At 71.5% G+C, this 18,292-nt stretch carries 20 protein-coding genes; 12 read left to right on the forward strand and 8 right to left on the reverse strand.

Annotated elements, in window-relative coordinates; all coding sequences use genetic code 11:
* Positions 1-200 precede the first annotated feature (200 nt).
* The gene (locus tag ACIHFD_RS23105) at positions 201-587 is read right to left on the reverse strand and encodes a hypothetical protein (protein ID WP_397368648.1); all 387 of its coding nucleotides are present in this window, start codon (positions 585-587) and stop codon (positions 201-203) included.
* A gap of 21 nt (positions 588-608) precedes the next feature.
* On the reverse strand, positions 609-998 hold the full coding sequence (locus tag ACIHFD_RS23110) for a hypothetical protein (protein ID WP_350723390.1): 390 nt from the start codon (positions 996-998) through the stop codon (positions 609-611).
* Between the two features lie 556 nt (positions 999-1,554).
* Between ACIHFD_RS23110 and ACIHFD_RS23115 the strand changes: the two genes are divergently transcribed.
* Positions 1,555-2,193: a sigma-70 family RNA polymerase sigma factor gene (locus tag ACIHFD_RS23115; RefSeq protein ID WP_350723388.1), complete on the forward strand. Its 639-nt coding sequence runs from the start codon at positions 1,555-1,557 to the stop codon at positions 2,191-2,193.
* Positions 2,194-2,272: 79 nt separating this feature from the next.
* Complete coding sequence (locus tag ACIHFD_RS23120; RefSeq protein ID WP_397368649.1) at positions 2,273-2,512, forward strand: anti-sigma factor family protein; 240 nt, start codon at positions 2,273-2,275, stop codon at positions 2,510-2,512.
* On the opposite strand, the gene ACIHFD_RS23125 is transcribed toward ACIHFD_RS23120, so the two are convergent.
* Positions 2,507-2,758, reverse strand: a complete 252-nt coding sequence (locus ACIHFD_RS23125; protein ID WP_355193915.1) for a zf-HC2 domain-containing protein — start codon at positions 2,756-2,758, stop codon at positions 2,507-2,509. The two genes, ACIHFD_RS23120 and ACIHFD_RS23125, sit on opposite strands and share 6 nt — an antisense overlap.
* A 105-nt stretch (positions 2,759-2,863) precedes the next feature.
* On the opposite strand from ACIHFD_RS23125, the gene egtA reads away from it, so the two are divergent.
* Genes egtA through egtE form a run of 5 tightly spaced genes read left to right on the forward strand, consistent with a single transcriptional unit; the run spans position 2,864 to position 8,388 of the window.
* Positions 2,864-4,126 (forward strand): ergothioneine biosynthesis glutamate--cysteine ligase EgtA, encoded by a 1,263-nt coding sequence (gene egtA / locus ACIHFD_RS23130; protein ID WP_397368650.1) that lies wholly within the window; start codon positions 2,864-2,866, stop codon positions 4,124-4,126.
* Positions 4,123-5,415, forward strand: a complete 1,293-nt coding sequence (egtB, locus tag ACIHFD_RS23135; RefSeq protein ID WP_397368651.1) for an ergothioneine biosynthesis protein EgtB — start codon at positions 4,123-4,125, stop codon at positions 5,413-5,415. The genes egtA and egtB overlap by 4 nt, the downstream gene beginning before the upstream one ends.
* On the forward strand, positions 5,416-6,135 hold the full coding sequence (egtC, locus tag ACIHFD_RS23140; RefSeq protein ID WP_397368652.1) for an ergothioneine biosynthesis protein EgtC: 720 nt from the start codon (positions 5,416-5,418) through the stop codon (positions 6,133-6,135).
* Positions 6,136-6,154: 19 nt separating this feature from the next.
* Entirely contained in the window at positions 6,155-7,135 is a 981-nt protein-coding gene (gene egtD, locus ACIHFD_RS23145) for an L-histidine N(alpha)-methyltransferase (RefSeq protein ID WP_350723377.1), read from the forward strand.
* Positions 7,132-8,388 carry an ergothioneine biosynthesis PLP-dependent enzyme EgtE gene (egtE, locus tag ACIHFD_RS23150; protein WP_397368653.1) on the forward strand — a complete coding sequence of 419 codons (1,257 nt, stop codon included), beginning with the start codon at positions 7,132-7,134 and terminating at the stop codon, positions 8,386-8,388. The genes egtD and egtE overlap by 4 nt, the downstream gene beginning before the upstream one ends.
* A gap of 91 nt (positions 8,389-8,479) precedes the next feature.
* On the opposite strand, the gene ACIHFD_RS23155 is transcribed toward egtE, so the two are convergent.
* The 4 genes from ACIHFD_RS23155 to ACIHFD_RS23170 all read right to left on the reverse strand — a co-directional run bounded on the left by ACIHFD_RS23155 (position 8,480) and on the right by ACIHFD_RS23170 (position 12,357).
* Entirely contained in the window at positions 8,480-8,896 is a 417-nt protein-coding gene (locus ACIHFD_RS23155; RefSeq protein ID WP_397368710.1) for an ATP-binding protein, read from the reverse strand.
* Between the two features lie 100 nt (positions 8,897-8,996).
* Positions 8,997-9,830: an SAM-dependent methyltransferase gene (locus ACIHFD_RS23160; protein ID WP_397368654.1), complete on the reverse strand. Its 834-nt coding sequence runs from the start codon at positions 9,828-9,830 to the stop codon at positions 8,997-8,999.
* 186 nt (positions 9,831-10,016) lie between these two features.
* On the reverse strand, positions 10,017-11,285 hold the full coding sequence (locus ACIHFD_RS23165; RefSeq protein WP_397368655.1) for a cryptochrome/photolyase family protein: 1,269 nt from the start codon (positions 11,283-11,285) through the stop codon (positions 10,017-10,019).
* 139 nt (positions 11,286-11,424) lie between these two features.
* Positions 11,425-12,357 carry a cupin domain-containing protein gene (locus ACIHFD_RS23170; RefSeq protein WP_397368656.1) on the reverse strand — a complete coding sequence of 311 codons (933 nt, stop codon included), beginning with the start codon at positions 12,355-12,357 and terminating at the stop codon, positions 11,425-11,427.
* 221 nt (positions 12,358-12,578) lie between these two features.
* Here ACIHFD_RS23170 and ACIHFD_RS23175 point away from each other — a divergent pair, with 221 nt between their 5' ends.
* The 4 genes from ACIHFD_RS23175 (at position 12,579) to ACIHFD_RS23190 (ending at position 15,242) form a co-directional block, all read left to right on the forward strand.
* Positions 12,579-13,718, forward strand: coding sequence for an SGNH/GDSL hydrolase family protein (locus ACIHFD_RS23175; protein ID WP_397368657.1), 1,140 nt, complete (start codon positions 12,579-12,581; stop codon positions 13,716-13,718).
* Between the two features lie 29 nt (positions 13,719-13,747).
* Complete coding sequence (locus ACIHFD_RS23180; RefSeq protein ID WP_397368658.1) at positions 13,748-14,308, forward strand: NAD-dependent epimerase/dehydratase family protein; 561 nt, start codon at positions 13,748-13,750, stop codon at positions 14,306-14,308.
* Positions 14,305-14,544, forward strand: coding sequence for a hypothetical protein (locus ACIHFD_RS23185; protein WP_397368659.1), 240 nt, complete (start codon positions 14,305-14,307; stop codon positions 14,542-14,544). Before ACIHFD_RS23180 ends, ACIHFD_RS23185 begins: the two co-directional genes overlap by 4 nt.
* 71 nt (positions 14,545-14,615) lie before the next feature.
* Positions 14,616-15,242, forward strand: a complete 627-nt coding sequence (locus ACIHFD_RS23190) for a TetR/AcrR family transcriptional regulator (RefSeq protein WP_397368660.1) — start codon at positions 14,616-14,618, stop codon at positions 15,240-15,242.
* Positions 15,243-15,280: 38 nt separating this feature from the next.
* On the opposite strand, the gene ACIHFD_RS23195 is transcribed toward ACIHFD_RS23190, so the two are convergent.
* Positions 15,281-15,985, reverse strand: a complete 705-nt coding sequence (locus ACIHFD_RS23195) for a BTAD domain-containing putative transcriptional regulator (protein ID WP_397368661.1) — start codon at positions 15,983-15,985, stop codon at positions 15,281-15,283.
* 193 nt (positions 15,986-16,178) lie between these two features.
* Here ACIHFD_RS23195 and ACIHFD_RS23200 point away from each other — a divergent pair, with 193 nt between their 5' ends.
* The gene (locus ACIHFD_RS23200; protein WP_397368662.1) at positions 16,179-18,290 is read left to right on the forward strand and encodes a PQQ-dependent sugar dehydrogenase; all 2,112 of its coding nucleotides are present in this window, start codon (positions 16,179-16,181) and stop codon (positions 18,288-18,290) included.
* Positions 18,291-18,292: the final 2 nt, after the last annotated feature.

Genomic DNA, 18,292 nt, shown 5'->3' on the forward strand with positions numbered 1-18,292 from the left:
CGGCTGAAGGGGGCGGGGTGAGCGTGATGGCATGCCCAGGATGCTGTATTCACCGGTGCCCCGGAGGGGATTCGCTCCGACTGCAGGTCGCTGATCTGCGCTTTTGCCGGGAAATGCGGCGTAACTCCTCTGTCAGAAGCCGAGGCCGCCAGGCGGCAGGGCCGCGCGCATCGCGTTCGTCGCGCGCGGCCCTGGCGGCGTCAGGAGACGGACAGGTAGAACGCCGAGTCGCCCCGCACCCTGAAGCCGACCTGGCTGTAGACGGCGATGGTGTCCAGGCGGTTCTCGCCGCACGCCGACGACGGATTGAGCTCGACGGACAGCGAGCGGGGAGCGGAGTACTCGCCGATGGGCGTGACGTGGATCGCCGTCGCGCCGGTGAAGTCCACGCTCTCGTCGACGGACACGCAGTAGACGCCCCTGTACGGGTGCCAGACGTCGTTGACGTGGCTGCCCTCGATCAGGGAACCGTCCATGTCCACCTCGGCCGACGCCTGGGCGTACGGCGTGTCCGCGTGGGCGGCGACCGGCGTCAGGACGGCGGCAGCGGCGAGCACTCCTGCGGCAATGCGCCTGATGTTCTTCATTGGTTGTCCCTTCGGTCCGGATCAGGAGATGGAGAGGTCGAAACCGGAGTCGGCGAGCCGCGCCGTGTGGGGGTTGAAGACGTTGACCGTGACGGTGTTGGTCCGGTGGCAGGTCGCCGAGGGGTTCCTGAAGGCGATGTGCGGCAGTCGCAGCGCGTGGCGCGCGGTGATCTGGATGACCGCCTCGGTCACGTCGACGTCTTGGGCGACCTGCACGCAGTACTTGCCGGTGGCCGCCCGCCAGGTCGCGACGATGTTCTTGCCCAGGTTGAGCCTGCCGTCCGCGTCGACGACCGCCCCGGCCCGCGCGTACGGGGCCTTGAGTTCGTCGGCGTACACGGCAGGGCCGGTTGCCAGAACGAGACCGGTGGCGGTCAGAGCGAGCCCGCCCGCCAGGATACGACGGAGCATGAAATCCCCCTCGGTTACAGACAGATGTATGCCACGACAGAAAGTAATTACGGGAGGGGGATTGCGACGCGAGCCACCCCGGAAGGCGACGCTCAAGCTTTTTTGATCAACCGCAAGTGAACCCGTGGCCCATCGCAGGCGTCATGCCTCCTCCGGCGGCCGCGACCGCGGCCGCCGGAGGAGTGCGGTTCAGGCCGGCATCAGGGTGCCCAGGCCCCTTGGACGGCGAAGCGGACACTGCGGTCGAGGGAGATATCGAACATGATGCCGACTATCGCCCCGAGGATGGATCTCCACCAGGATGTGGCGCCGGGGATGTCCGGAACTTTGGGAGTCTGGTCCAAAGGGAGCGGGATCACGGGCCCGTAACGTCGTGAACTGCGCCTTTGGGAAGGTTCTGACCTGTTTATCCGAAAAATACACATCTTGTGGCCTTCCGCCGAGACGGAAGAACGTCAGTGGGAAGGATTAGCGTGGGGCGGTATGTCCCGGGCGAGGGCCGGCGATCGGTCCCGATGCCATGGATGTCTCAGCGTTCGAGCGGAGGGAAGCGATCGTGGGGTCTCTCGCGGGCGGTGAGCTGCCCCCGGATGACGTCGTCGTCACGGCCCTGCGCGCCGGGGACGAGGCGATGTTCGCGGCGCTGCTCGACACCTGGTCCGGGGGCATGTTGCGGGTGGCCAGGTCCTACGTGTCCACCGACCACTCCGCGGAGGAGGTCGTCCAGGACACGTGGCTGGCGGTGATCGGCGGGATCGACGCGTTCGAGAGCCGCTCGTCGGTCAAGACGTGGGTCTACCGCATCCTGATCAACACCGCGAAGAAGCGCGGCGCCCGCGAGAGCCGCACGCTGCCGTGGAGCTCCTTCGAGCACGACGGCGTCTCGGTGGCGGACCAGGGCTTCGACGCGGTGCTGCCGGGCGGCTGGAAGGAGCTCCCCGCGACCTGGCCGACACCGGAGAGCGAGGCGCTCGCCTCGGAGGTGCGCGGGCTGATCGCCGAAGGGCTGGCGAGGCTGCCTCCCCGGCAGCGGATCGTGATCACCTTGCGTGACGTGGAAGGGTGCACGTCCGAGGAGGTGTGCGAGATCCTGGAGATCTCCGAGGCCAACCAGCGGGTGCTGCTGCATCGCGCCCGCACGGCCGTGCGCGGCTGGCTAGCGGACTATTTCGAGTCCGTGAAGCAGCCGGAGTAGCCGGTGGGCTTCTCCTGGGCGGCGAAGCGGCGACAATAAGTGAAACGGTTCATATCCAGAGGCAAGGGCGGTCGACGTCGTGAAGCGGTTCACCTGCGACGAGCTGGCGGGACTCATCACCGCCTACCTTGAGGACGCCCTCGACCGGCCCGCCCACGACGGCGTCCGGGCGCACCTGGCCTGCTGCGAGGGGTGCGAGCGCTACGTCGAGCAGTTCCGCGCGACCATCGACGCCCTCGGCGACCCGCATCCGGAGAAGCTGCCCGCCGACATGCGCGACCGGCTCATGTCCGCCTTCCGTGAGCGGCGCCGGTTATGAGCCGGGGCTTATACGGAAGCTCGCCCGCAGCGCGGCGAGCACCGGTGCCGGCATGACGTCGTCACGCAGGCAGCCGAGCGCCGCGATCGTCGCCAGGATCTGCGCCCGCCACTCCGAACACGCCGGGCAGGCGTCCAGATGGTCCGCGACCCGCCGCCGTCGTCCCGCCGGGAGCGCCGCCTCCAGATAGTCCGTGAGCAGCTCCAGCACGTCGTCGCATCCGAGGTCGTCCGCTGCCCGCTCCATGTGACCTAGTCCCGGTCACGTCCCATCCGTTACACGAAAATCCGCCTGTAACGTTCGCGCGCCTCGCGGGTCTGTAGACCTGTGCGCCACGCGAAGGGGACGACGATGATCGGGCTGACGTCCGAGAGCACGCCGCTGCGGGACGCCTCCGAGGTGGCGGATTTCGCGCGCCGTTGCTTTCAGCCGGCCGCGCAGGATCCGGACGCCGAGGAGCGGGTGGGCGTCGAGCTGGAGTTCCTGGTCTTCGACCGTGCGGCGGCGGCCGCGCAGGTCCCGATGGCCGAGGTCGAGCGGGCCGTCCCGGCGCTGCCGGGCGGCAGCCGGGTGACGTTCGAGCCGGGCGGGCAGCTCGAGCTCTCCGGTCCCGCGGCCCCGCTGAGGGAAGCGCTCGACGGCCTGGCCGCCGACGTCTCCGCCGTGCGCGCCGCCCTGCGCCCGGCGGGGCTGGTGCTGGCCGGGGTGGGCCTCGACCCGGTGCGCCCGGCCCGCCGCCAGCTCCGCCTGCCCAGGTACGACGCCATGGCCGAGTTCCTCGGCGAGCCGTACGGGGCCCTGATGATGTGCTCGACCGCCTCCGTCCAGGTCAACCTGGACCTCGGGGAGCGGCCGCAGGCCCGGTGGGAGCGGGCGCACGCGCTCGGCCCCGTGCTGATGGCGGCCTTCGCCAACTCGCCGCTCAGCGGCGGCCGGCCGTGCGGCTGGATGTCGGGCCGCCAGGCCGTCTGGGACCGCCTCGACCGCACCCGGACCGCGCCCGTGCCCGCCTCTGGCGACCCCGCCGCCGATTGGGCCGGCTACCTGCTGGACGCCCGGCTCATGCTGGTGCGCGAGGACGGGGAGCGATGTCGCCCGGTCCGCGACGGCTCGACGTTCCGCGACTGGCTGAACGGCGCCGGCGAGCGCCGCCCCACCGCCGACGACCTGGCCTATCACGCCACGACGGTCTTCCCCCCGGTACGGCCCAGGGGCTGGCTGGAGATCCGTTACCTCGACGCCCAGCACCCGGCGGCCTGGCCGGTGTGCGTGGCCGTGACCCACGCCCTCGTCGCCGACGACCGAGCCGCCGACACCGCGCTGGCCGCCGTGGAGCCGTACCTGGGGCCCGGCCGGATGCCGAGCCGGGAGTTGTGGCGGGACGCGGCGCGGTGCGGGCTGACCGAGCCGCGCCTGGGCCGGGCCGCCGAGGCGTGTTTCCGCGCCGCGCTGGAGGCGCTGCCCCGCCTCGGCGCGGACCCCGGCCTGGTCGGCGAGGTGGCCGCGTTCGCCGACCGGCACGTGACAACGGGCCGCTCACCGGCGGCCGACCTGATGGATCCGGTGCCGGGACGGCGCGTCCCGGCCTGGCTGAACGGGGAAGGACGGCAATGACCGACTCCAAGGAACGCATCGCGGCCGAGCTCCTCGCCGTGCGCGACCGGTCGCTCGCCTACACCGAGGCGGACGACGACCTGCTGGTGCGTCAGCACTCCCCGCTGATGTCGCCGCTGGTGTGGGACCTCGCGCACGTCGGCAACTACGAGGAGCTGTGGGTGCTGCGCGCGGCCGGCGGCATCGAGCCGATCCGTCCCGAGATCGACGACATCTACGACGCGTTCAAACATCCGCGCAAGGACCGCCCCACCCTGCCCCTCCTGGGCCCGGCCGAGGCCCGCCGCTACATCGAGGGCGTACGCGGGCGCGTGCTCGACGTCCTCGACGCGGTCGACCTGGAGGGCGCCGACCCGCTGCACCGCGACGGCTTCGTGTTCGGCCTGGTGATCCAGCACGAGCACCAGCACGACGAGACCATGCTCGCCACCCTGCAGCTGTCCGGGCAGCCCGGCCTGGTACGCGAGGGCGACCTGCCGCAGGGCCGGACCGGCGGCCCCGAGGAGGTGTACGTGCCCGCGGGCTCCTTCATGATGGGCACCGCCACCCTCCCCTGGGCCTACGACAACGAACGCCCCGCCCACCAGGTGGACCTGCCCGCGTACTGGATCGACCGGCTCCCCGTCGGCAACGGCGCGTACGCGGCGTTCATCGAGGGGGGCGGCTACGACGACCCGCGCTGGTGGTCCGCCGAGGGCTGGCATTGGCGGCAGCGCAGCGGGGTGGTCGCCCCCCTGTTCTGGGTCAAGGAAGGCGACGCCTGGTGGCGCAGGCGCTTCGGCCGCACCGAGCCGATCCCGATGGACGAGCCCGTCCAGCACGTGAGCTGGTACGAAGCCGACGCCTACGCCCGCTGGGCCGGCAAGCGGCTGCCGACCGAGGCCGAGTGGGAGAAGGCCTGCGGCTGGGACCCGGAGGCCCGCCGCGCCCGCCGCTACCCGTGGGGCGAGGAGGCCCCCGACCCGGCCAGGGCGAACCTCGGCCACCGCGCCGCCCACCCCGCGCCGCTGGGCGCCTACCCGGCCGGGGCCAGCGCGTACGGGGTCGAGCAGATGGTCGGAGACGTGTGGGAGTGGACCGGCTCCTGGTTCCAGCCCTACCCGGGCTTCCGCGCGTTCCCCTACAAGGAGTACAGCGAGGTGTTCTTCGGCCAGGAATACCGGGTGCTGCGCGGCGGCTCCTGGGCGGCAGACCCGGCGGCGGTCCGCACCACGTTCAGGAACTGGGACTACCCGATCAGGCGGCAGATCTTCACCGGGTTCCGCTGTGCGCGTTCGGAGCTGGTCTAGGTGTGCAGGCACGCGGCCTGGTTGGGCGAGCCCCGCCCGCTCACCTGGCTCATCCACGAACCCGAGCACGGCCTGTTCAAACAGTCGTACGCGCCCCGGCAGCAGCGCAACGGCATGATCAACGCCGACGGCTACGGCATGGGGTGGTACGACTCCACGCGCCCCGAGCCCGTGCGCTACCGCCGTACCGTGCCCATCTGGTCCGACGCCAACCTGCCCGCGCTCGCCCAGATCGCCCGCTCCACCTGCCTGCTCGCGGCCGTGCGCTCGGCCACCGCGGGCATGCCGATCGAGGAGAGCGCCACCGCGCCGTTCACCGACAAGGGGTGGCTGCTCAGCCACAACGGGCGCGTCAGCAAGGACGCGCTCCGCGACCTCGCCGACGACCTGGCCGGTCGCGCGGAGAGCGCGTGCGACGCCGCCTGGGTGGCGACCGCCGTGTTCCTGCGCGGGCGCGCCGGGCTGGGGCTGGGCGAGGCGCTGGCCGAAGTCGTCGTCCACGCCGGGAAGAAGGACCCCGGCGCCCGCCTCAACCTGCTCGCCTGCGACGGCGCCTCGATCGCCGCGACCGCCTGGGGCGACACGCTCTTCCACCACCGAAGCCACGACGGCGTGCGCGTGGCCAGCGAGCCGCTCGACGACCTGCCGGGCTGGCAGCCCGTTCCCGAGCGCAGCCTGCTGACCGTCACCCCCGACCGCGTTGCCGTGCAGCCGTTGTGATCTCACCATAGGAGGCCTCATGGCCGTCAGCCAGTCGTCCGTGCATGTGATCAACCATCTCGACCGTGACTACCTGCGGCAGGCCCTCGAACGTGACGTCAGGATGGGCCTGACGTCCTCGCCGAAGTGGTTGCCGCCCAAGTGGTTCTACGACACCGCGGGCAGCGAGCTGTTCTCCCGCATCACCCGGCTGCCCGAGTACTACCCGACCCGGCGCGAGCTGGCGATCCTGCGGTCCCGGGCCGCGGACCTGGTCGCCGCCTCCCGCGCGGACACGCTGGTCGAGCTGGGGTCGGGCACCAGCGAGAAGACGGAGCTGCTGCTGGAGGCGCTCTCCGCGGCGGGCACGCTGCGCGCGTACACGCCGGTGGACGTGGACGCCGTCACGCTCGAGGCGGCGGCGCGCCGGGTCGCCGGGCGCTTCCCCGGGCTCGACGTGCGGGCGGTGTGCGCCGACTTCGAGCACCACCTGGGGCTGCTGCCGCGTACCGGGCGGCGGATGGTGGCCTTCCTCGGCGGCACGATAGGCAACCTCGAACCCGTCGCCCGGCGGGCGTTCCTGAAGGAGGTGCGGGCCACGCTCCGGCGGGGGGACACGTTCCTGCTCGGGGCCGATCTGGTGAAGGACACCGAGCGGCTGGTGGCCGCCTACGACGACGCGGCCGGAGTGACGGCCGCCTTCAACCGCAACGTGCTCCACGTGATCAACCGGGAGCTGCGGGCCGACTTCGAGCCGGAGGCGTTCGAGCACGTGGCGCTCTACGACGAGCGGCACGAATGGATCGAGATGCGGCTGCGGGCCGTCCGGGACCTGCGGGTGCGGGTCTCGGAGCTCGGGCTGGAGGTGGACTTCGCCGCGGGGGAGGAGATGCGTACCGAGATCAGCGCCAAGTTCCGGCCGGAAGGGCTGCGGGCCGAGCTGGCCGGGGCGGGCTTCCTCGTCCGCCGCGGTTACACCGACCCGGACGGTGACTTCACCCTGATCCTGGCGGAGGCATGATCCCCGGAACGGGGCAGGTGGCGCCGCCCGCCGGGGCCGGGCCGGACGCGTCGGCCGCCGGAGTCGGGCCGGACGCGCGGGCCGTTCGGGCCGGGTGGGCGGCGCGGGCCGGTGAGCTGTGGCGGGCTGCGCGCAGCGTCGTGCCGCCCGGGCATCTCGACGCGGCCGGTTGCAACGTGCCCAGCGACCGGGTGCTCGACGCGGTCGTGGCGCACCTGCGGCTGGAACGGGAACGCGGCGGCTACGCGGCCGTCCCCGACCTCACCCCGGCCAGATCGGCCCTGGCCGGGTTGGTCGGGGGCGGCCCGGCGGACGTGGCGTTCCTGGAGAGCGGGACGGCGGCGATGGCGGCCCTCCTGGGCGGGTGGCGGCTCCCGCCGGGCAGCCGCGTCGGCCACGCGCGCACCGAGTACGGCGGCACGCTGATGCTGCTGGACCGCCTGGCCGCCCAGCGCGGCTGGCAGCCGGTCGAGCTGCCGGTGGACGGCGATGCCCGCCTCGACCTCGAAGGGCTGCGGGCCCTGCTGGCGGCCGGGCTCGACCTGGTGATCGTCTCCCACGTGGCCTCCCATCGCGGCGTCGTGCAGCCCGCCGAGGAGATCGGGGCGCTGTGCCGCGCGGCGGGAGTGCCGTTCGTGCTCGACGTCTGCCAGTCACTCGGGCATGTCGAGGTACGCGGGGCGGGTGCGACCGCGTACGTGGGGACCTCGCGCAAGTGGCTGGCCGGGCCGCGCGGCGTCGGCTTCCTGATCGTCCCCGGGCTCACGCCGGCCATGGACGCCGCGGTCCCCACCCTGGGTGGCCACCTGTGGAGTTCTGATAGCCGGCTGCCCGAGTGCGGTGGCCCGGTGCCGTTGCCCGGGGTGGTGCGGTTCGAGAGTTCGGAGGCGGCGGTCGCGGCACGGGCCGGGCTCGGGGCGGCCGTGCTGGAGTATCACGAGCTCGGGCCGTTCGCGGTCCACGCGCATCTGGCCGACCTCGGCCGTACGGCGCGCGGCGTGCTCGACGGGGCCGGCGGGTGGCGCGTGGTCGAGCCGCTCGACGAGCCGTCCGCCCTGGTCACGCTCCGGCCGCCGCCGGGAGACAGCGCGCAGAGCGCCGCCGTCCGGGCCGCCGAGGCGTCGCTGCTGGTCAACGTCGTACCGACCGTCCGCGCGCCGCTGGACCTGCGCGAACCCGTGCTCCGCGTCTCCCCGCCACCCGGCACGCCCGTGGAGACCCTGCACGCCCTGGCCCGCGTCCTCGCCCGCTGACGTCCTCGCCCGCTGACGTCCTCGCCCGCTGACGCCGAGCCCGCTGAAACCGCGCCCGCCGCGCCGGTCTGAGGGCGGCCCGTCACGCCGGTCAGATGGTGCTCAGGACCGAGAACCAGACGACCTTGCCGCCGTCCGCCGCGGTCACTCCCCAGTCGTCGGCGATCGCCGAGACGATCTGCAGCCCCCGCCCCGAGAGCGCGTCCGCGTCGGGCGAGCACGGGCGGGGCTCGCCGTCGCCCGGATCGAAGACCTCCCCGTACAACCGGTCCGCACGATCTTCCAGGCGTAACGCGTACGCCGACCCGCCGTACCGGACGGCGTTGGTCACCAGTTCGCTGACGATGAGCACGCAGTCGTCGATCAGCCTTTCCAGGCCCCAGCCGGTCAGTTCGGTCCGCACCAGGGAGCGCGCCTCGCAGACACCGGCCGGCACCGACGGCAGCAGGTACGCGACCGCGCGAGTCGGAGCGGCGGACAAGGAGCTGGGGCGGGGGGACATACGCATCACGTCTCTCAGATTGGGAGCGCTCCCAACTCCACGATAAGCTCTCGCCCTCACTTATGCGAATGCGATTTCGTTACGATTCCGGGCTCGGAGAGGCGCGTCAGGGGATGTGGGCGACGGCGCCGTAGTTGCCCGACGCGCTCGGCTCGTCGGCGCAGGCGAGGTCACGCCCGCCGGGGTGCCACTCCGGCACCCACACCAGCCCGGGCTCCATCAGGTCGAGGCCGTCGAGCAGGGCCGCGACCTCCTCCCGCGAGCGGATCGCGAGGCGGGGCAGCGTCATGGCGACCATGTCGCGGATGGCGGGCAGCAGCTCCGGCGGGACCGCGTCGAACGTGGTGTGCAGCAGGCCGAGGAAGCTGCCCTTGGGCGCCGTGTGCTGGAGCCGCTTGACGACGTAGTGGGCGTACTCGTCGTCGTCGAGGCTGTGCGACGACAGCAGGAGCACGGCCAGGGGCCGCTCCCAGTCGATGAACGTCTGGACCACGTGGTCCTGGAGCATCTCGTCGATCTCCCGAACATCGCCGTCCACCACGCGGACCAGGTCGGTGAAGGGCTCGATGGTGGCCTGGGCGGTGGCCACCACCATCGGGTTGTTCTCGACGTACACGACGCGTACGGCGGACCCGGGCGAGGCGCGGCGGGCTATGTCGTGTAACCGGTTCCCGGCCGAGAGGCCGCTGGGGACGCCACTGCCCACGATCATGAACTGGTCCACGCCTTCGGCCGCCAGGTGGGCCACCACCCGGGACAGGAATTGTAGAACGGCGCGGGCCGCGGTCGTGAGGGCAGGTGTAACTTGATCAAAATGGCGCACCACGTCTTTGTCCGCCAGGAAGTTGTCCTTCCCACCTGCGGCAGCGTCGAATATCCGAGTGATTCTGGCTTGCGTCGTGTCGAGCCTGGCCAGGTTTCGGACAGCACGTCGGTGCATGAGCGTTGTCCCCTTTCCCCTCGCCGCTGACCTTTTTGCGGTAAGCGATCTTTGGACTTCACTCGATGACTCTGACCATATGTTCCAACAATTCCAGTCAATGACAATACGATAGACCGGTTATTTCGGGAAATGTTTGTGACCAGATTCTCCGTGACACGGCCGGCGTAATAGATCGTCCGCGAGTCATCCCTGGTCAGCGGCACTGTCAAGCCGCGCGGGGTACCCGGCGGGCGGCGCGGAAAGTCGCCAGGGCTCGTGGACGTACGGGGCCGGCACGGCGGCGAGTTCGGGCACATAGCGCTGGACATAGTGGCCCGCGGGGTCGTAGCGCTTGGCCTGACGTAGGGGATTGAAGGTGCGATTGGGACGGGTGTCGTTCCCCGTGCCGGCGACCCATTGCCAGTTGCCCGAATTGTCGGCCACATCGCCGTCGAGCAAGTGCTCGAAGAAGTGCCGTACGCCGTCGCGCCAGTCGAGGCCGAGATGCCTGACCAGATATGCGGCCGTGATCAGGCGGGCCCGATTGTGCATCCAGCCCTCGGCGAGCAGTTGCCGCATCCCGGCGTCCACGATGGGCAGCCCGGTCATCCCGGCCTGCCACGCCTGCAGCGCGTCCGGGGCGTGCCGCCAGCGCCGTTCGGGGTGGCGGTAGTTCTCGCGGCCGATGCGCGGGAACGCGTACGTCACCTGGTGGTGGAAGTCCCGCCAGCAGAGCTGGCGGACGAAGGCCTCGCTGCGCTCGGCGCGGCAGGCCAGCTCCAGCGGCGACAGGCAGCCGAAGCGGAGGTACGGGCTGAGCCGCGAGGTGCGGTCGCCCGCCAGGTCGTCGTGCCCGTCGGCGTAGCCGTCCAGCCCCTGGCGCAGCCAGCGGTCGGCGCGCTCGCGGGCCGCCGGCTCGCCGCCGGGCATCGGCCCGGGCGGCTGGGGCCGGGGCAGCCGCCCGGCGGCCAGGCCCGAGGGCGTCCGCACCGTGCGCGGCGGCGGCAGGACCGGGCGGCGGGGGTGGCGGGTCCACGCGCGCCAGTAGGGGGTGAAGACCCGGTAGTGGTCGCCACCGCCCGAGGGGCGGAGCGCGTCCGGTGGCACGACGGTGACGCCGGGGAAACGCAGGTACTCGATCCGCTCCCGGGCGAAGCGCTCCTCGCGCCGCCTGGCGAGCGAGCTGACGTCCGCGCCGGCGCAGATCGTCGTCGCGTCCACCTCTGCGGCCAGCTTCATCGTCTCGTGGACGACGTCGCCCTGCCGTACGACCAGGTCGCCGTCGCGGGTGCGGAGCGCGGCCCGCAGCTCGGCCAGGCACTCCAGGAGGAAACCGTGCCGATTCCCCTCCGGTACCGCCGGGTCCAGCACGAACAGCGGCACCACCCGCTCGGCCCGCTCACAGGCGGCGACGAGGGCGGGGTGGTCGTGGACGCGCAGGTCCCTGTTGAACAGCACGATCGCCGTGGCCATGGGGACAGTGTGAGCCGGACGCCGTTCGCGCGGCTCGCGGGAGCGCCGGGGGGACCTTGCCAGGAGCTCCAGGTGGGCTGCTACGCCTCGCGCAGGCGGATCAGGCGGATGCCGTACATCGCCCGCCAGACCACCCGGATCAGCCGGTCGGCGAGCCCGAGCGGGCCTTCCGCCGGTAGCGGCCCGGGGCTATGCCGTACTCGCGTTTGAACGCCTTGGCGAACGCGTACTCCGAGCCGTAGCCGCAGCGTTCGGCGACGCTCTGGAGTGGGGCGTCGGTGCCGAGCAGGAGTCGAGACGCGGTGCTCATCCGCCACCAGGTGAGGTAGGCCAGAGGTGGCCGGCCGACGGCGGTGACGAACCGTTTGGCGAAGGTGGCGCGGGACACGCCGGCCCGGGTGGCCAGTTCTGCGACGGTCCAGGGGTGTTCGGGGCGCCGGTGGAGGTCGTGCAGTGCGGTACCGATGGCCGGGTCGGTCAGGGCGGCGGCCCATCCGGTGGCACCGGCTGCGGACTGCTCGTCGAGCCAGGCGCGCAGGACGTACAGCAGGAGCATGTCGACGAGCGGGGTCAAGATCGCTTCGGAGCCGACGCGGGGTTCGCGTAGTTCGTCGCCCATGAGGTCGACGGTGCTGCGGAGCGAGCGGTGGTGCCCGACCCGGGCAGGTAGGTGAATCACCGGCGGCAGGTCGGCAAGCAGCGGATGGGGGCGGACGCGGTCGAAGCTGTAGCAGACACAGAGCATCTCGGTGGCGGCGCCTGGGCCGGGGATGTTCAAGTCGGTGATCAGAGATTCGCCGTCGCGGACAGGACGGAAGTCGGTCAAGGGGCTGCCGGGCCGGTCGGCCAGCACGTGCCCCCGCCCCGGCGCGGTGAACAGCACGTCGCCGACACCGAGCGTCAACGGCGCGCCGTCAGGGGAGATCAGGCAGCACGCGCCCTGCAGAACGATGTGGCAGCAGGCCGAGTCGCCGGCCGGGAATCGCACGCCCCAGGGCTCCCAGCATCTGGTCCGACCCGCGTACGGCCGTCCGGCGCGCATCGCGGCGAGCACGTCACCGAGAACGTCCATTGCTGCAACTTAGCATGATCATTAGACGCTGGGACATCTATTTCGGACGGCAAGATATTCATCATCTGTCATCGGCTCCTTACGGTAGATCGCGGACAAGCTTTCGATCTTGATGCCTGAGGGATGCGCCTGTGCCTGTCATGCCACCGACCAATACGGCCGATGCCGGCCTCGCTCCGGCTACGACCGCGACCACCTGGGCCGCTGCCTGGACCACCTCGATGCAGCGTCCGAGTGACAGCTTCGCCCCGAACTGGTCCCAGGAGGGCTTCGCGAGCCAGACCGTCCGCCAAGTGCTCCGGGTCACCGCCGGCGGCGACGCGGTCCGGATCCGGCTGTCGAACGTCTACGGGACCGGCCCGCTCACGATCACCGGGGCCACCATCGCCGCCTGTGCGGATGGCGCCGCCATCCGGGAGGCTACTCTTCGGCACCTCACCGTCGATGGGAAGCGGACGTTCACGATCGCGGCCGGTGCGGAACTCGCCAGCGACCTGACACCGTTCAGGACGGCGCCGTTGGACAAGGTGACGATCACGTTCTATGCGGCCGAGCCGACCGGCCCTGCGACATTCCACGCCCAGGCGCTGGCGACCAACTACCGTGCCGACGGAGACCACCGGGACGACGCCGACGGCACGGCGTTCGCCGAGACCTCGCAGTCCTGGTACTACCTGAGCGGGCTGGACGTGACCGGCGGCCCGGTGCGGCCTGCGGGCGTCGTGCTGTTCGGCGACTCCCTCACCGAGGGCGTGGGCAGCGCCCTGGACGCCGACCGTCGCTACCCGGACGCGCTCGCCGAGCGCCTGGCCTCGGCGGGCCGTCCCCGCGCCGTGCTGAACCAGGGCATCGGCGGCAACCGGGTGACGGTCGACTCGGCCTGGCTCGGTGACAGCGCGGTGTCCCGGTTCCGTCGCGATGTCCTCGGTCAGCCGGGCGTGGGAACGGTCGTCATCCTGCTGGGCATCAACGACATCGGTATCAGCGAGGTGGCCGAGGCGTCGCCGTTCCCCACCTTCGCGCCGTATGTCGAGGTCTCCTCCGGCGAGGTCATCGCAGGCTTCCGCGACATGATCCAGCAGGCCCGCACCGCAAGGCTGCGGGTCGTCGGGGCCACGGTGATGCCCACGGGGCCCTCGGCGTTCTCCACCGCGCGCAGCGAGGCCAAACGCGCCGCCATCAACGCCTGGATCCGCACCTCGGGCGAGTACGACGCGGTCATCGACTTCGACCGTGTGGTGGGCTCGCCCGAGGACGCGTTCCGGCTCGACCCGGCCTTCGACTCCGGTGACCACCTGCACCTCAACGACGCCGGATACCGCGCCATGGCCGACGCCATCGACCTGTCCGACCTCGGCTGAACACCCTGCATCCCCACGAAGGAGTCTCGATGTCATTCCACGTCGTCGTCGGAACCAGCGCCTCGGGAATCGCCACCGCGCGCCTGCTCGCCGAATCCGGTGAGCGTGTCCGCATCCTCAGTCGGCGTGGCGGCGGGCCTGAGCATCCGCTGATCGAACCGATCGCCGCCGACGCCCGCGACGCCGCCCGGCTCACCGAGCTGACCAGTGGCGCCAGGACACTGTTCAACTGCGCCACACCGGCCTACGACCTGCTGCCCGTGGAGACCCCGGCGCTGGCGGCCGCGCTGCTGATCGCAGCCGAACGCAGCGGTGCCGGGTACGTCAACCTGAGCAACACCTACGGATACGGCCCTCCGGCCCCAGGCGAGCCCCTGACCGAAGGTCTCCCCATGTCGCCGACCACCATCAAGGGACGGGTCCGGGCGCAGATGTGGGAGGACGCCATCACCGCCCACAACGAGAGACGGATTCGATTCACCGAAGTGCGGCCCGGCGACTTCATCGGACCCGGCCAACCATCGATGTTCAATCTGCTGATCGCGCCGCCGGTGCTGGCCGGCGAGCCCACGTCACCGTACGCGAGGTGACGGAAAGGTTCGCCGAGCTGGCCGGAGCTCCCGCGCCACAACTGATCAGCATGTCACCCCTGGACCTGCACAACGCCGGCCTCGCCGACCCGATCATGGCGCAGACGTGGGAGATGCAATATCAGTACCAGCGCCCCTTCGTCCTGGACGCCTCACTGACCGTGAAGACCTTCGGCCTGACCCCCACCCCACTCGACGACGTGCTCCTGGAAACCGTCAAGTCGTTCGCCAACTAGGGGGCTCCTGGGCGGCGGTGTCGCGCTACTTATATTCAATATAAGTAGCGCAAAGCCTTAAGGTGCAAGTCATGGAGGCAGAGGTGGGGCCGCGCCGTTACGACTCGCTGCGCCGTACGACGCAGGCGCTGGAGACGCGGGCCGAGATCGCCCGAGCCGCGCGGCGGCTCTTCGTCGAGCTCGGCTGGGCGGCGACGACCGTACGCGACGTGGCCCGCGAGGCGGGGGTCTCCGTGCCGACGGTCTACTCGGTGTACGGCAACAAGACCGGCCTGACCCGGGCCCTGGCCGACGCCGCCGACCTGTCGGCCGACCCGTCCCAGCAGCTCGCGGAGCTGGAGGCCCCCGGGACGGATCCCGCGCGGCAACTGGCCGCGATGGCCGGCTTCGACCGGCGCCTGTATGAGCGCGCCGGTGACGTCATCACCCTGCTGCGCGAGGCCGGCCGCGTCGAGCCCGAGCTGGCGACGGTCTACCGCGACGGCCGCAGGCGGGCCGACGAGACCCGCACGGCGGTGTTCTCCTCCTGGCCCGCCGGCGCGCTCCGCCCGGGCCTGGACGTGCCGGCGGCCGTGGACGTCTATGCGGGCATGTGCAGCATCGACGTCTACGCCACGCTCACCGCCGAGCGCGGCTGGTCACCCGAGCGGGTCGAGCGCTGGTGGAGCGAGGCGCTGGTCCGCGAGCTGCTGAGCTGACCGAATGATCGGCCTGCCAGTCGACCAGGCGGCGCCTGTCATCCACTGGTGGCCACGTGCAGGGGCTCGCGGGTGGCGGCGGCGCGGTCGCGCCACCAGTGCAGGCCGGCGGCGTCGGCCTGGCGGCCGGTACGGTACAGGGCCAGCGCGAGCAGGCTCCACAGCCGCTCGCGCAGCGGGTTCGCGACCGCCTCGGTCTCCAGGTCCGTGATCACCGCCTGGGCCCGGCCCAGCTCCAGGAGCACGTTCGCGCGCCGTTCGAGCGCGACCAGCCGCAGCTCGCGCAGCCGGCTCACCTCGGTGACGGCCCACGGCTCCTCGGCGAACTCCCCGTACGGCGTGCCGCGCCACAGCCCGAGCGCCTCCTCCAGGCAGGCCAGCGCCGCCACCGGTGGCCGCAACCCCGCCCGGCGCAGCAGCTCGGCGAACCGGTCGGCGTCCACGTGCTCGGCGGCGAGCAGGTAACCGGGCGGCCGGCCGATCAGCAGTCCGGGCCGGGCGCGCGGGAGGCGGCCGGGCTCGAGGGCGCGGCGCAGGTTCGACACGTACGAGTGCAGCGTGGGCAGGGCGCTGGGCGGCGGCGCTCCGGCGTACAGGTCGTCGATCAGGGCGTCGGAGGAGACCACCGTTCCCCGCGCGACCAGCAGCCGCGCCAGCACCGCCCGCGGGCGTGCCCCGCCCAGCGCGACGGCCCGCCCGTCACCGGCACGGACCTCCAAGGGCCCCAGAACTCGGAATTCCACCGGCCAAGTGTGATCAAGCCGACTTGGAGCACACTGCAGCGCAACTTGGAACCGATGGAGGGCACTTAGTCCGAGCGGAAGGCGAAAGATGCTCGATCATCCGCGATTACCCCCTCCTCTATCGGCGTAACTCGGGTTACATTCACGGTGATTTGCCCTCTCTTATCCCCCGAGTAGACCGAAGGGAGAGGCAATGCGAGTGAGAACCGTGATCGCGGCCGTGTCTGCCGCGGCGATCCTCCTGCCCGCCGCCGCCCACGCCTCCGGGAGCGCCGGGAGCGCCGCGAGCGCCCTGGCCCCGCCTCCCGACAGTGACTTCCAGAAGGTGACGCTCAACGACAATCCGGGCGAGCCGATGGACCTGGCGGTGTTACCGGATTCGAGGGTGCTGCACACCACCCGGCGCGGCGACGTCTGGTTGAACGACCCGAAGACCGGCCTCAACACATTGGCCGCCCGGCTCGACGTCTACCGGCACGACGAGGAGGGGCTGCAGAGCATCGCCCTCGGCCCCGGCTTCGGCACCGGCTCCAAGAAGGACGACTGGGTCTACCTCTACTACTCGCCACCTCTCGACACCCCGATCGACGACCCCGCGACGCCGGACGTCAACGAGGGCGACGCCCCGGTCACCGGCAAGCCCGCGGACTTCGCGCCCTTCAAGGGGCTGATCCGGCTGTCCCGGTTCCGCTTCACCGGCTCCACCATCGACTTGCGCACCGAGCAGCGCGTCCTCGACGTGCCCGTGGACCGCGGCATCTGCTGTCACGTCGGCGGGGACATCGTCTTCGACGCCGCCGGCAACCTCTACCTGTCGACCGGCGACGACACGAACCCGTTCTCCTCCGACGGCTACACCCCGCTCGACGAGCGGTCGGACCGGAACCCGGCGTTCGACGCCCAGCGCAGCGCCGGCAACACCAACGACCTGCGGGGCAAGATCCTGCGCGTCAAGGTCCGCCCGGACGGCTCCTACACGATCCCGCGCGGCAACCTCTTCCCGCCGGGGACCACGGGCACCCGGCCGGAGATCTACGCGATGGGCCTGCGCAACCCGTTCCGCATCGAGGTCAACCGGTCCAACGGTGACCTCTACGTCGCCGACTACTCGCCCGACGCGGGGGAGGCCGATCCGCAGCGGGGCCCGGCGGGGAACGGCAAGTGGACGAAGATCCGCAAGGCGGGCAACTACGGCTGGCCGTACTGCGCGACGGCGCGGCTCCCGTACGTCGACTACGACTTCGCGACCGGCACGTCCGGCAACGCGTTCGCCTGCGCCGCACCTGTCAACGAGTCGCCGCACAACACCGGCCTGCGCCGGCTGCCGCCGGTGGTCCAGCCGGACGTGTGGTACTCGTACGGGCCGTCGCAGGAGTTCCCGCAGCTGGGCACCGGCGGCATCGGCCCGATGGCCGGGCCCGCGTACGCCTACGACCCGCGCGCCGCGCAGGGCCGCACCACCGTGGCCTGGCCCAGGTACTACGACGGCGTCCCGCTCTTCTACGAGTGGACCCGCGACTACGTCAAGGCGTTCCACCGTGACGGGCGGATCGAGGACGTGCTGCCGTCGCTCGTGTTCGACAACCCGATGGACATGGAGTTCGGCCCCGACGGCGCGCTCTACGTGCTGGAGTACGGCGACGGCTACTTCCAGGAGAACCCGGACGCCCAGCTCTCACGCTTCGACTACATCGGCAACACCGGCAACCACACTCCCGTCCCGGCCGCCGCCGCGTCGGTGACCGCCGGCCACGCGCCGCTCACCGTCAACTTCACCAGCGCCGGCACGACCGACGCCGACGGGGACCGGATCCGCTACGCCTGGGACTTCGACGCCGACGGCCGGGTCGACTCCCGCAGCCCGCAGGCGTCGTACACGTACCGGCAGAACGGCCTCTACAACGCCACGCTGCGCGTCAGCGACGAGGCCGGCAGGTCGGCGGCGACGTCGGTGCGGATCGTGGTCGGCAACGCCGCGCCGGTCGTCGAGCTGGTCCGGCCCGCCGACGGGCAGACGTTCAGGTTCGGCGACGCCGTCGAGTTCGAGGTGCGGGTCACCGACGACCAGCCGGTGAACTGCGCCAACGTGACCGTGGACTACATCCTCGGCCACGACGAGCACGGTCACCCGCAGACCACGGCCCGCGGCTGCACGGGCTCCATCCAGACCACCGTGCCGAGCGGGCACGATCCGGAAACCGATCACCTCACCGGCGTCTTCGTCGCGACCTACACCGACCCCGGCGGCGCGGACCTGCCCTCGCTGACCGGCAGCGACGAGGTCATCCTCCAGCCCACACGTTAGGA

Source organism: Nonomuraea sp. NPDC051941 (assembly GCF_044593615.1).

Coding starts and splice junctions, on each gene's coding strand:
- ACIHFD_RS23105 (WP_397368648.1), bottom strand. CDS start 587: ATGAAGAACATCAGGCGCATTGCCGCAGGAGTGCTCGCCGCTGCCGCC.
- ACIHFD_RS23110 (WP_350723390.1), bottom strand. CDS start 998: ATGCTCCGTCGTATCCTGGCGGGCGGGCTCGCTCTGACCGCCACCGGT.
- ACIHFD_RS23125 (WP_355193915.1), bottom strand. CDS start 2,758: ATGGAGCGGGCAGCGGACGACCTCGGATGCGACGACGTGCTGGAGCTG.
- egtA (WP_397368650.1), top strand. CDS start 2,864: ATGATCGGGCTGACGTCCGAGAGCACGCCGCTGCGGGACGCCTCCGAG.
- egtB (WP_397368651.1), top strand. CDS start 4,123: ATGACCGACTCCAAGGAACGCATCGCGGCCGAGCTCCTCGCCGTGCGC.
- egtD (WP_350723377.1), top strand. CDS start 6,155: ATGGCCGTCAGCCAGTCGTCCGTGCATGTGATCAACCATCTCGACCGT.
- egtE (WP_397368653.1), top strand. CDS start 7,132: ATGATCCCCGGAACGGGGCAGGTGGCGCCGCCCGCCGGGGCCGGGCCG.
- ACIHFD_RS23155 (WP_397368710.1), bottom strand. CDS start 8,896: ATGCGTATGTCCCCCCGCCCCAGCTCCTTGTCCGCCGCTCCGACTCGC.
- ACIHFD_RS23160 (WP_397368654.1), bottom strand. CDS start 9,830: ATGCACCGACGTGCTGTCCGAAACCTGGCCAGGCTCGACACGACGCAA.
- ACIHFD_RS23165 (WP_397368655.1), bottom strand. CDS start 11,285: ATGGCCACGGCGATCGTGCTGTTCAACAGGGACCTGCGCGTCCACGAC.
- ACIHFD_RS23170 (WP_397368656.1), bottom strand. CDS start 12,357: ATGGACGTTCTCGGTGACGTGCTCGCCGCGATGCGCGCCGGACGGCCG.
- ACIHFD_RS23175 (WP_397368657.1), top strand. CDS start 12,579: ATGCAGCGTCCGAGTGACAGCTTCGCCCCGAACTGGTCCCAGGAGGGC.
- ACIHFD_RS23180 (WP_397368658.1), top strand. CDS start 13,748: ATGTCATTCCACGTCGTCGTCGGAACCAGCGCCTCGGGAATCGCCACC.
- ACIHFD_RS23190 (WP_397368660.1), top strand. CDS start 14,616: ATGGAGGCAGAGGTGGGGCCGCGCCGTTACGACTCGCTGCGCCGTACG.
- ACIHFD_RS23200 (WP_397368662.1), top strand. CDS start 16,179: ATGCGAGTGAGAACCGTGATCGCGGCCGTGTCTGCCGCGGCGATCCTC.